General features: G+C 71.5%; 8 protein-coding genes. 6 read left to right on the forward strand and 2 right to left on the reverse strand.

All coding sequences use genetic code 11. The features are described from left to right. The first annotated feature begins 38 nt into the window (after positions 1–38). The 3 genes from AB0H75_RS06880 (at position 39) to AB0H75_RS06890 (ending at position 5,152) form a co-directional block, all read left to right on the forward strand. Positions 39–347 carry an antibiotic biosynthesis monooxygenase gene (locus AB0H75_RS06880; protein ID WP_367791590.1) on the forward strand — a complete coding sequence of 103 codons (309 nt, stop codon included), beginning with the start codon at positions 39–41 and terminating at the stop codon, positions 345–347. 96 nt (positions 348–443) lie between these two features. Further along, positions 444–1,829, forward strand: coding sequence for a glycine--tRNA ligase (locus AB0H75_RS06885; protein WP_367791593.1), 1,386 nt, complete (start codon positions 444–446; stop codon positions 1,827–1,829). Positions 1,830–2,041: 212 nt separating this feature from the next. After that, positions 2,042–5,152 carry a M14 family zinc carboxypeptidase gene (locus tag AB0H75_RS06890; protein WP_367791596.1) on the forward strand — a complete coding sequence of 1,037 codons (3,111 nt, stop codon included), beginning with the start codon at positions 2,042–2,044 and terminating at the stop codon, positions 5,150–5,152. Positions 5,153–5,204: 52 nt separating this feature from the next. On the opposite strand, the gene AB0H75_RS06895 is transcribed toward AB0H75_RS06890, so the two are convergent. Further along, on the reverse strand, positions 5,205–6,554 hold the full coding sequence (locus tag AB0H75_RS06895) for a cytochrome bc complex cytochrome b subunit (RefSeq protein ID WP_367791599.1): 1,350 nt from the start codon (positions 6,552–6,554) through the stop codon (positions 5,205–5,207). A 232-nt stretch (positions 6,555–6,786) separates the two neighbouring features. Here AB0H75_RS06895 and ppdK point away from each other — a divergent pair, with 232 nt between their 5' ends. Together ppdK and AB0H75_RS06905 are read left to right on the forward strand one after the other, a co-directional pair. After that, complete coding sequence (ppdK, locus tag AB0H75_RS06900; protein WP_367791602.1) at positions 6,787–9,423, forward strand: pyruvate, phosphate dikinase; 2,637 nt, start codon at positions 6,787–6,789, stop codon at positions 9,421–9,423. A 97-nt stretch (positions 9,424–9,520) separates the two neighbouring features. Beyond that, on the forward strand, positions 9,521–9,703 hold the full coding sequence (locus tag AB0H75_RS06905; protein ID WP_367791604.1) for a hypothetical protein: 183 nt from the start codon (positions 9,521–9,523) through the stop codon (positions 9,701–9,703). Between the two features lie 42 nt (positions 9,704–9,745). Here AB0H75_RS06905 and AB0H75_RS06910 read toward each other — a convergent pair whose 3' ends face one another. Next, the gene (locus AB0H75_RS06910) at positions 9,746–11,296 is read right to left on the reverse strand and encodes a M48 family metallopeptidase (RefSeq protein ID WP_367791607.1); all 1,551 of its coding nucleotides are present in this window, start codon (positions 11,294–11,296) and stop codon (positions 9,746–9,748) included. A gap of 80 nt (positions 11,297–11,376) precedes the next feature. Here AB0H75_RS06910 and AB0H75_RS06915 point away from each other — a divergent pair, with 80 nt between their 5' ends. Continuing rightward, a complete protein-coding gene (locus AB0H75_RS06915) occupies positions 11,377–12,597 on the forward strand; it encodes a deoxyguanosinetriphosphate triphosphohydrolase (protein WP_367791610.1) in 1,221 nt (406 codons plus the stop codon). Positions 12,598–12,603 lie beyond the last annotated feature (6 nt).

Here is a 12,603-nt window from a genome sequence, read left to right on the forward strand (position 1 = left end):
TGGGGCCGTGACGCCTCTAGGCTGTTCAGGTGCTCGCTGTGATCCGATACACCGTTCCAGAGTCGCAGTCCCAAGACTTCGCCAAGCAGGGCCAGACCATCCTCGCCACCTTCGCCGCCCAGCCCGGCTACCGGCGCGGCCGGCTGGCCCGCTCGGTGGACGAGCCCAATCTGTGGGCCCTGGTCACGGAGTGGGAGGGCGCCGGGTTCTACCGCCGGGCGCTGTCGGCCGCCCGGATGGTGATGTATCCGCTGATGATTCTCATGCTGAACGAGCCCAGCGCGTACGAGGACGTCCACCTCCAGGAGAGCGCCCCCGACGGCGCCGGGTCCGGTAACGTCACCTGACGTCACCGGCGAGCGGGAGCCAGCCACCGTCCCCTAAGCTGGGATCTCACCGTATTCACCCTCGCCGACCTCCAGCCGGAAAGAGAATCAACCAACATGGCACGACGCACCGACGTCATGGACACCATCGTCAGCCTCGCCAAGCGCCGCGGGCTCGTCTACCCGTCGAGCGAGATCTACGGCGGACTTCGCGCGTCGTGGGACTACGGTCCTCTGGGTGTCGAGCTGAAGAACAACGTCAAGCGGCAGTGGTGGCTGTCGATGGTCCAGGCCCGTGAAGACGTCGTGGGCCTCGACTCGTCGGTCATCCTGGCGCCCGAGGTGTGGCGGGCCAGCGGCCACGTCGAGACCTTCACCGACCCGCTCACCGAGTGCCTGTCCTGCCACAAGCGCTTCCGCGCCGATCACCTGATCGAGGCGTACGAGGAGAAGAACGGCACCGCGCCCGAGGGCGGCCTGGCCGGCCTCACCTGCCCCAACTGCGGCAACAAGGGCACCTTCACCGAGCCCCGCCAGTTCAGCGGCCTGCTCAAGACCTTCCTCGGCCCGGTCGAGGACGAATCGGGCCTGGCCTGGCTGCGCCCCGAGACCGCGCAGGGCATCTTCATCAACTACCTCAACGTGCAGCAGTCGGCGCGCAAGAAGATCCCGTTCGGCATCGGCCAGATCGGCAAGTCGTTCCGCAACGAGATCACGCCCGGCAACTTCATCTTCCGCACCCGCGAGTTCGAGCAGATGGAGATGGAGTTCTTCGTCAAGCCCGGCACCGACGAGGAGTGGCACCAGTACTGGATCGACGAGCGCTACCGCTGGTACAGCGACCTGGGCATCAGCAAGGACAACCTGCGCCTGTACGAGCACCCCCAGGACAAGCTGTCCCACTACTCCAAGCGCACCGTCGACATCGAATACCGCTTCAATTTCGCCGGCTCGGAGTGGGGCGAGCTGGAGGGCATCGCCAACCGCACCGACTTCGACCTGAGCGCCCACTCCAAGGCGTCCGGCGTCGACCTGAGCTTCTTCGAGCAGGACACCGGCGAGCGTTACGTCCCCTACGTCATCGAGCCGGCGGCCGGCGTCGACCGGGCCACGCTGACGTTCCTGCTCGACGCCTACACCGAGGACGAGGCGCCCAACGCCAAGGGCGTCATGGAGAAGCGCACGGTCATGCGGCTCGACCACCGGCTCGCGCCGGTCAAGGCCGCCGTGCTGCCGCTGTCGCGCAACGCCGACCTGTCGCCGAAGGCCCGCGACCTGGCCGCGCAGCTGCGCCGCCGCTGGAACGTCGAGTTCGACGACGCGGGCGCGATCGGCCGCCGCTACCGCCGCCAGGACGAGATCGGCACACCGTTCTGCATCACCGTCGACTTCGACACCCTGGAGGACCAGGCGGTGACGATCCGCGAGCGCGACAGCATGACCCAGGAGCGCATCGCGATCGACGGCGTCGAGTCCTACCTGCGCCACCACCTCAACGACTGACGGCACCCGTCCCGACAGGGCCGCCCGCCGCGCTCCGGCGGGCGGCCCTGTCGCGTGCCCGAAAGGATGATTCGCCCGGCGGGGCCGTCCGGATGACGTCCGGGCGAGCCGTGGCCGGATGAGGCCGTGGCGATTGACAACGCCCCGGCGCGCGCTGACATTGCGGGCAGATCCGTAGCAGTCATCGGGGGCCGATCCCGTTCGGAGGCGCGATGAAGCGCACGCTGATCCTGTTCGCCTGCACGTTCCTGTTACTCGGCTCGTTCACCGCCCCCGCCGCCTCGGCGCGCCCGAAGCCGGCGGCCGGGCCCGACGGCGTCTTCGTCTACACCGGCGACCTCACCTCCGCCCAGATGGCCAAGCTGGTCGCCGCGGGCGTGGACCGCGAGGAGATGCGGATCGCCAGCCGGGCCGACGGCAAGGTCACCGTCGAGGTGATCCTGTCCGCCACGCTCGCCGGCACGCTGGCCCGCCAGGGCGTGCCGCTCACCGCCCAGCGCGCCGGCCGGGCGCGCCTGGCCCAGCAGGGCGACGGCGTCTTCAAGCGCTACGCCGGCGCCGGAGGCATCCGCGAGGAGATCGTCGCCGCCGCGAACGCCAGGTCCGGCATCGCCAAGGTCGTCGACATCGGCACCACGCTCAACGGCGTGCCGATCACCGCCGTCAAGGTCACCAAGGACGCGCGGCGGCTGCGTGACGGCAGCCGCCCGGCCATGCTCTACATGGCCGCCCAGCACGCCCGCGAGTGGATCACGCCCGAGATGGTGCGCCGGCTGCTGCACCGCTTCCTCGACGGCTACGGCAGCGACGCCGAGCTGACGCGGCTGGTGGACACCACGGAGCTGTGGTTCCTGCCGGTGGCCAACCCCGACGGCTACGACTACACCTTCACGCCCGACAACCGCCTGTGGCGCAAGAACCTGCGCGACAACGACGGCGACGGCAGGCTCACCAGCAACGACGGCGTGGACCTCAACCGCAACTTCGCCTACAAGTGGCGCTACGACGACGAGGGCTCCTCCAGCGCCTTCGGCAGCCAGACCTACCGCGGCGCCGCGGCCCAGTCGGAGCCGGAGACCGTCGCGGTGGACAACCTCGCCAAGCGGGTGCGTTTCACGTACCTGCTGAACTACCACTCGGCGGCCATGCTGCTGCTGTACGGCATCGGCTGGCAGCAGGCCACGCCCTCGCCCGACGACCTGATCTTCGAGGCCATGCTCGGCGACGACGCCCACCCGGCCGTCCCCGGCTACGACCCCGACATCGGCGCCGAGCTGTACACGACCAACGGCGAGCTCGACGGCCACATGACGAACGTGCGCGGCGTCATGTCGATCACGCCTGAGATGTCCACCTGCGAGGACGCGGCCGCCCGCTTCCCCGACGACGAGTGGACCGAGGAGGACTGCGCCGGCGGCCTCGGCTTCACCTTCCCCGACAGCGAGCGGCTGATCCAGGACGAGTTCCTCAAGAACGTCCCGCTGGCCCTGGCCGCCGCGAAGACCGTGCACACGCCGGACCGGCCGGTCTCCGTCGTCGGGCGCACGGTGCCCGACTTCGCGCCGGACTCCTTCAGCGTCTCCTACGGCGACCCGCAGCCGGTGGCGGTCACCGCCCGCCGCTCGCTGCCGGCCAAGGTCATGCGCTTCCGGATCAACGGCGGCCCGGCGCAGATCCGCCCGCTGAGCGAGTGGCGGGGCGGCGAGCGGTACGGCGGCGAGAACGACCTGTACTTCGCCGAGTACCGGGCCACGGTGAGCGGCGCGAGACCGGGGGACAAGGTCGAGGTCTGGTTCCAGGGCCTCAAACCGGGCGCCGGGCTCGTGTCCAGCACGCACTTCACCTACACCCTCGCCAAGGACTCCGGCGCCAAGGTGCTGGTGCTCGCCAACGAGGACTACACGGGCCTCAACCACGGCTCCACCGGCACCGCGACCGCGCCCAAGCACACCGCGACGTACCAGCGGGCGCTCCAGTCCGCCGGCTACGGCTCGGAGGTCTGGGACGTGGACGCCCAGGGCGTGCCGCACCACCTCGGCGTGCTGTCGCACTTCAAGGGCGTGGTGTGGGAGCTGGGCGACAACCGGCTCTCGCAGGCCCAGCAGGACGTCGTCACCCAGACGCCGCTCGGCGACCTGCCCGACGCCGACGTCAAGCGCTCGCAGCAGGACCTGACGGTCGCCGTCCGCGACTACCTCAACGAGGGCGGCAAGCTGCTCTACACCGGCGAGACCGCCGCGTACTACGGCATCCTCGACACCATCATCGGCGGCATCTACTACGGCATCGACGGCGACCCGGACGGCGACTGCGTGGTCACCACCGTCCAGGGCCTGTTCGACGAGTGCCTGCTGCTGGCCGACGACTTCACCCAGTACTACATGGGCGTCGCCGGGCGCCTGCCGCGCGCGAACCCGGCCGGCTTCACCGGCAAGGGCCCGCTGGCCGGCACGTCCGGCACGTTCGGCGGCCCGGCGGCGGCGGCCAACCCGCTGAACGAGGCCGGGGTGCTGCTGCCGATGGGCACCGGCTTCCCGCTGTTCACCGGCACGGCCGCGGCCGACTACCAGCTCGGCGCGCCCGGTCCGTTCGACCCGGTCGAGGGCCGGTGGTACGTGCGGGGCCAGCACGCCGACGACTCGTACATGCGGCTGACCCGGACCGTGGACCTCGGCCAGGTGACGGCGGCGCAGGCCCCGAAGCTGTCCTTCCAGCTCTCCTACGACACCGAGCCCGGCTACGACAACGTCATCGTCGAGGCCCACACCGCCGGCCAGGACACCTGGACGACGCTGCCGGACCTCAACGGCGGCACCGGCACCGGCGTGCCCGCGGAGTGCGAGGCCGGGTTCCTCCTGGAGGAGCACCCCTGGCTGCTGCACTACCTGACGCCGGGCAACCCGTGCGCCGCCACCGGCACCACCGGCTCCTGGAACCGGTTCACCGGCGACTCGGGCGGCTGGCGGCAGGTGTCCTTCGACCTGTCCGCGTACGCGGGGCAGCAGGTCGAGGTGTCGATCAGCTACGTCACCGACCCCGGCACCGGCGGGGTGGGCGCGTTCGTGGACGACACCCGGGTCACCACCAGCGGCGGCACGCTGAGCGCCGAGGGCTTCGAGTCGGGGCTCGGGCCGTGGGCCGTCCCCGGGCCGCCGGCCGGCAGCCCGGCGGGCGGCGGCGACTTCGCCCGCGCCCCGGCCGACACCACGGCCGCCGTCACCACCAGGGACACCGTCCTGGTGGGCTTCGGCCTGGAGCAGCTGGCCGGCGACGCCGAGCGCACCGCGACGATCGGGAAGGCGATGAAGTACCTGATCGGCTGACCTGATCCGCGACCGGACGGCCACCCCTCTCCCCGGGGTGGCCGTTCCGCTGTCAGGCGGCCGCGCGCCTGCGGCAGACCGCCCGGGTCAGGAGGAAAGCCGGCACCGGCAGCACGAACACCGCCACCCGCAGCACGGCGACCACCACCTGGTACGCCTCCACCGGCACGGTCAGCAGCGCCGCCGGGGCGGGCGGCGTGCCCGGCACGGCGGGCGGCGCGGGGGAGACCCACGTCCCGGCCCACACCACGGTGAAGAAGGTGATGACCGCCACGCCCAGCGCCGTCCGGACCGGCGCCTCCGAGGGCCGGTCGAGGAGCTGGTGGACGCCGGTGTCGCCGGTGAGGCGCCGCTCCAGGAACGGGTAGCAGAGCAGCACCAGGAAGAACGCCGCCAGGACCGCCATCGGGATCCACAGCCCGACCTGGAGCACGTACCCGCCGACGGGAATCTCCCAGGCCGGCGTGAGGCGCAGCGCGCCGTCCAGCACCCCGAAGTACCAGAACGGCTGCGCCGACGGCGGCGGCGCGCCGGGCGTGTACGGCCCGTGCTCCCACACCGGGTTCACCCGCACCAGCGTGGCCAGCAGCGTGACGGCCCCCAGCGTGAACAGCGCGGTCGCCCCGTTCTTGACCGCGAAGTAGGGGAAGAACGGCCCGCCGGACACCTTGTCCTCGGCCGTCGCGCCGCCGTTCTTCAAGGGGGCCTTGCGTTCGGTGTGCTTCTGGCGCCAGGTGAGGATCAGCGCGTGCAGCGGCACCACGGCCAGCAGGATGCCCGGGATGAGCAGCACGTGCAGGGCGAACAGCCGCGGGATCGCGTCCCCGGGGAAGTCGCCGCCGAACGCGAACGCCGACAGGTACGTGCCCACCAGCGGCACCGACAGCAGCAGCCCCTGAGCCTCCCGCAACCCGCCGAACCCGAGCCGGTCGCCCAGCATCGACACGCCGAGGAAGCTGTTGAACAACACGAGCGCGAACAGCACGACGCCGAGCACCCAGGTCAGCTCGCGCGGCCGGCGGAAGGCCCCGGTGAAGAAGACCCGGCATAGGTGGGCCACGATCGCCAGCACGAACACGGTCGCCGACCAGTGGTGGAGCTGGCGCACCAGCAGCCCGCCGCGGATGTCGAGGCTCAGCTCGCGCGCCGAGGCGAACGCCACGTCCGGGTTCGGCTTGAAGAACAGCGTCAGGAACACGCCGGTCAGCAGCAGGAACACGAACGCGTAGAGCGCCAGCTCGCCCAGCAGGAACGACCAGTGGCTGGGGAACAGCTTGCGCAGCTGCGGCCGCAGCCAGCGGGCGAAGGGCAGCCGGTCGTCGAGGTAGAGCGCCGAGCCGCGGGCCGCGCGGGCGGCTCCGGCGACGGCGGGCCGTCGCCTCGGCTTGGTAGGAGTGGCCATGGGCGCCTCCTGGCGGGGGTGTGATCCGATTCTGCACCCCCTCTTCTCCTTTCACAAGAATTGGTGTAAACCAATTGGTCTAATCCAATTTTTCACCATCGTCCCGCAAAATTGGATTAGACCTCTTGCGGGGCCTTCACCTGCACAAATGGTGACTTAAGCAAGGAGTGCAGTTTCATCATCAATTTCGCCGGTAGAGTCCGGCTCAGAGGCGCGTTGGATTGGAGCTGTGGTGGCCAAGTACGTTTACGACTTCACCGAGGGCAACCGGAATCTTAAGGATCTTCTCGGCGGTAAAGGCGCGAACCTCGCGGAGATGACCAACCTCGGCCTGCCCGTCCCCCCCGGGTTCACGATCACCACCGAGGCGTGCCGCCACTACCTGGCGGAGGGCGCCGTGCACGACGGGCTCGACCGGGAGGTCGCCGAGCACCTCAAGGCCCTCGAAGGGCGCATGGGCAGGCGGCTCGGCCAGGCCGACGACCCGCTGCTGGTCAGCGTCCGCTCCGGCGCGAAGTTCTCCATGCCGGGCATGATGGAGACCGTCCTCAACATCGGCCTCAACGACGAGTCCGTGCACGGGCTGGCCAAGCAGGCCGGCGGCAACGAGCGCTTCGCCTGGGACTCCTACCGCCGGCTCATCCAGATGTTCGGCAAGACCGTGCTCGGCATCGACGGCGACCTGTTCGAGCACGCCCTCGACGCCGTCAAGGGCCGCCGCCAGGACACCGACCTGGACGCCGGCGAGCTGCAGGCGCTGGTGGAGACGTACAAGGGGATCGTCCGCGAGCAGACCGGCAAGGAGTTCCCCACCGACCCGCGCGAGCAGATGCGCCTGGCCATCAACGCGGTCTTCGACTCCTGGAACGCCCCCCGCGCCATCCTCTACCGCCGCCAGGAGCGCATCCCCGCCGACCTCGGCACCGCCGTCAACGTGATGGCGATGGTCTTCGGCAACTACGGCGACGACTCCGGCACCGGCGTGGCCTTCACCCGCGACCCCGGCACCGGCCGTCAGGGCATCTACGGCGACTACCTGCAGAACGCCCAGGGCGAGGACGTGGTGGCCGGGATCCGCAACACCATCCCCCTCGAAGAGCTCGAACGCCTCGACAAGACCTCCTACGACGAGCTCGTCCGCATCATGGAGACCCTGGAGACGCACTACAAGGACCTGTGCGACATCGAGTTCACCATCGAGCGCGGCAAGCTCTGGATGTTGCAGACCCGGGTCGGCAAGCGCACCGCCGCGGCCGCCTTCTGCATCGCCACCCAGCTCGTGGACCAGGGCCTCATCACCATGGACGAGGCCGTCACCCGGGTCACCGGCGACCAGCTCGCCCAGCTCATGTTCCCCCGCTTCGACGGCGGCGCCGAGAAGAAGAAGATAGCCAAGGGCATGAACGCCTCCCCGGGCGCGGCCGTCGGCAAGGCCGTCTTCTCCTCCGAGCGGGCCGTCGAGCTGAGCGGGCAGGGCGAGGACGTCATCCTCGTCCGCCGCGAGACCAACCCCGACGACCTGGCCGGCATGATCGCCGCCAGGGGCATCCTGACCAGCCGCGGCGGCAAGACCTCCCACGCCGCCGTGGTCGCGCGCGGCATGGGCAAGACGTGCGTGTGCGGCGCCGAGGAGCTGGACGTCTCGACCGCCGAGCGCAGGTTCACCGCGCCGGGCGGCGTGGTCGTCTCCGAGGGCGACGTGATCTCCATCGACGGCACCACCGGGGAGGTGTTCCTCGGCGAGGTGCCGGTCGTGGCCTCGGCCGTGGTCGAGTACTTCGAGGGCGCCGAGCCCGACGACGAGCTGGTCCGGGCCGTGGACCGGATCATGCGCCACGCCGACGCCGGGCGCCGGCTCGGGGTGCGGGCCAACGCCGACACCCCTGAGGACGCCGCCCGCGCCCGCCGCTTCGGCGCGCAGGGCATCGGCCTGTGCCGCACCGAGCACATGTTCCTCGGCGAGCGCCGGCAGCTCGTGGAGGACCTGGTGCTCGCCTCGACCGACGAGGAGCGCCAGGCGGCGCTGGACGCCCTGGAGCCGCTGCAGAAGTCCGACTTCATCGGCATCTTCCAGGCGATGGACGGCGCGCCGGTCACCATCCGGCTGATCGACCCGCCGCTGCACGAGTTCCTGCCCGACCTCACCGAGCTGTCGGTCAAGGTCGCGACCTCGGCGGAGGTCACCGACAAGGACCGCGCGCTGCTGGCCGCCGTCAAGCGCCTGCACGAGCAGAACCCCATGCTGGGCCTGCGCGGCGTCCGCCTCGGGCTGGTGATCCCCGGGCTGTTCGCGATGCAGGTGCGGGCCATCGCCCAGGCCGCCAGGGAGGTCCCCGGCGCGCGTCCGGAGATCATGATCCCGCTGGTCGCCGCCGTGCAGGAGCTGGAGTCGGTACGCGAGGAGGCCGCCGCGATCCTCGCCGAGACCGGCGTCGAGGCGCTCATCGGCACCATGATCGAGGTGCCGCGGGCGGCCCTGACCGCCGGGCAGATCGCCGAGGCCGCCGAGTTCTTCTCCTTCGGCACCAACGACCTCACCCAGATGGCCTGGGGCTTCTCCCGCGACGACGTCGAGGCCGCCTTCTTCTCCCGCTACCTGGACCTCGGGATCTTCGGCGTCTCGCCGTTCGAGACCCTGGACCGGGAGGGCGTCGGGCGGCTGGTGCGGATCGCCGTCGAGGAGGGCCGGGCCACCCGGCCCGACCTGCACATCGGCATCTGCGGCGAGCACGGCGGCGACCCGGACTCGGTGCACTTCTGCCACGAGGCCGGCCTCGACTACGTCTCCTGCTCGCCGTTCCGCATCCCGGTGGCGAGGCTGGAGGCGGGGCGGGCGGCGCTCAGCGACACCGACTCCGACACCCGCTGACCAGCGGGTTGTCCGGAACCGGACGGCCTCTTCCCAAGCGGTCCCGCGCGGCGCACCCTGGCGATGAGGGGGCCCGAGAGCCGAGAAGGCGGTAGCGGTGCCTAGATCGACCTTGGGAAAACTGATCGTCCTCGTGCTGGTCCTGGGATTCGTCGTCTACGCCGCCAAGAAGCCGGACAGCGCGGCGCTGACCGTGCAGAACGCGGTCACGGTGAGCACCGACGCGCTGCTGGACTTCGGTGACGGGGTCGGCACCTTCCTGGAGAGCCTGCGAGGCTGACCGGACGCCGCCGGGCGGCGTCCGGCGGCGGCTCCCGCCCGGTCAGCGGGCGGGAGCGGAATCCGCGCCGGACGCCGGGGCACCGGCGGGCGGCCCTGCCTGCGGTCCGGCCTGCGGCTCCTCGACGGGGACGTAGTCGTGGCGCATGCCGTGGTCGCCCAGCCAGCGCCGCAGCCCCGCCACCGCGTCCGGGTTCGCCGCGACCTGGGCGGCGTACTCCGACAGCGCCACCTCCTCGCCGTCGTCGTAGAGCAGCCGCGCGGGCCCCGACCACGACAGCGTCCAGCGGGCCTGGCCGAGCTGGATCAGCACCGCCTCCAGCGCCTGCCCCAGCACCCCGGCCAGCAGCGTCTCCGACGGGTTCCAGCCCAGCTCCAGCAGGCGCGCCTCCAGCTCGGCCTGCCGCCCCCGCGCGATGGCCTCGAAGGCCGCGTCCAGGTACGGCCGCGCCGCGCCCATCACCCGCTGCCCCGCCACCGCCAGGTCGTGCAGCGCCTCGGCGTTGCGGCCGGCGTACATGCCCTGCGCCACCAGCTCCTCCCAGTCCACCGGCCGCAGCCCGGCCAGCGCCTCGGGCGTCCACATGGAGCTCTCGACCGCCCGGGTGGCCACGTCGGGGTCCGCCAGCAGGCTCAGCGCCGGGCGCGGGTCGGGGACGTGCTCCGGCTCCGGCAGACGCTCGATGGCGGCCAGTCGCTCGGCCAGGCTCGGATGGGAGTCGTACGGCGAGACCTCCTCGGGCTCGGCCCCCAGCCTGGCCAGCTGCGCCTGCCGGCCGGGGTCGCCCATCATCCGCTGGAAGCCGCCGAACACCGAGGCGGGCCGCGCCCCGGCCGCGCCGGCCAGCGACAGGTAGGCGTTGACGTACACGTCCCAGCCCAGCGCGGTCGCGTGGATCTTGGTCAGCGCCCCGGACATGGCCTGCCGGCCGCCGATGGACACCGCGTGCTGGTCGGCCTCCAGCTCCTGGCGGCGCGAGACGGCCTGGGAGACGCGCAGGTAGAGCTTGGCGTACCAGGTGAACAGCTTCTGGATGAACGGGTGGTTGTCGAGCCCCCGCACGGTCGCGATCAGCGAGACCCGGCCCCGGTAGACCGGCGCGCCCAGCCGGGTGTGGGCGCCGCTGTAGTGGCCCAGCTCGTGGCCGAGCACCGCGCGCAGCTCGTCCACGGTGAGCTGATGGAGCAGCGGCAGCCCGATGAACATCCGCCGCCGCGTCGCCTTCAGCCCGAGCCAGCGGGTGTCCTCGGAGACGGCCGCGTTGACCTCCGGGACCAGGCGGATCTCGTCCGGCGGCGCGGTGCGCACCCGGCGGGCCAGGTCCTCGACCGTCTGCCAGAGCACCGGCTCGTGCTCGCGGCCCACGGCCACGCCCGGCTGCTCGCCGCCCTGGCGGCGGCTCACCATGAACAGGGCCCGCACCAGCGCGCCCGCCGCCAGCGTGAGCACGATGGCCGCCTTGAGGGTGCCGGCGTGGAAGTCGACGACGAGCATGACGTCGAGGAGGACCGCGGCCGCCAGGACCAGGCCGACCAGGACGTAGAAACCGGCGAGCAGGGTGAAGGCCAGCACCGCTCGGAACGCTGTGGTCATGGGGAAGGACTCCCGGGGAAGGGGTACTCGCGAGGCTTGACACTAGCGGAGACATGAAACTGGATAAAATCGCTGAACCAATGCCGTACTACGACGAGCACGACCAGGAACGATGGGTTCCGGAACCTCCCGGCAATCCTGAACGATCCGCGTTCGAACGCGACCGCGCCCGCGTCCTGCACAGCGCCGCCCTGCGCCGGCTGGCCGCCAAGACCCAGGTCGTCGGCCCCGGCGAGACGCTCGGCGGGGGCCAGCACATCCCCCGCACCCGGCTGACCCACTCGCTGGAGTGCGCCCAGGTCGGCAGGGAGATGGGCGCCACGCTCGGCGTGGACCCCGACCTGGTGGAGACCGCCTGCCTCGCCCACGACCTGGGGCATCCGCCGTTCGGCCACAACGGCGAGATGGCGCTCAACAGGCTCGCCGAGCCCTGCGGCGGCTTCGAGGGCAACGCGCAGAGCCTGCGCCTGCTCACCAGGCTGGAGGCCAAGGTCCTCACCGAGGACGGCCACAGCGCCGGGCTCAACCTCACCAGGGCGGCGCTCGACGCGGCCGTCAAGTACCCGTGGACCCGCGACAAGGGCGCCAAGTTCGGCGTGTACGACGACGACCTGCCGGTCTTCAAGTGGATCAGGGAGGGCGCCCTCGAGGGCCGGGTCAGCTTCGAGGCGCAGATCATGGACTGGGCCGACGACGTCGCCTACTCCGTCCACGACCTGGAGGACGCCCTGCACTCCGGGCACGTCGTCCCCGAGGCCCTGCGCTCGCCCGCCGAGCGCAGGCTGGTGTGCGAGACCACCCGCACCTGGTACACCCCGGGCGCCGACCTGGCCGAGCTGGAGGAGGTCTTCGCCGAGCTCGTCACCGACCCGCTCTGGCCGCGCCGCTTCACCGGCACCCTGCCCGAGCTGGCCGGGCTGAAGGCGCTGACCAGCGGCCTCATCGGCCGCTTCTGCCGCTCCGCGCAGGCCGCCACCGGGGAGGTGCACGGCGCGCGCCACCGCGCCGACCTGGTCGTGCCGCACACCACCCGGCTGGAGTGCGCGCTGCTCAAGGGCGTCACCGCCCACTACGTGATGACCACCGAGGACCACCACGCCAACCAGGCCCGCCAGCGCGACCTCATCACCGAGCTGGCCTCCCTGATCACGCTCGGCGCGCCCGGCACGCTGGAGCCCGCCTTCCGGCCCGCGTTCCTGTCGGCGCCCGACGACGCCGCCCGCGTCCGCGTGGTCATCGACCAGATCGCCTCGCTCACCGACACCTCGGCGGTCGCCTGGCACCGCCGGCTCTCCCGCTGACGCCCG

Origin of the sequence: Nonomuraea sp. NPDC050783, from assembly GCF_040802095.1 — a bacterium.
In the GTDB taxonomy this organism is placed as follows: Bacteria; Actinomycetota; Actinomycetes; order Streptosporangiales; family Streptosporangiaceae; genus Nonomuraea.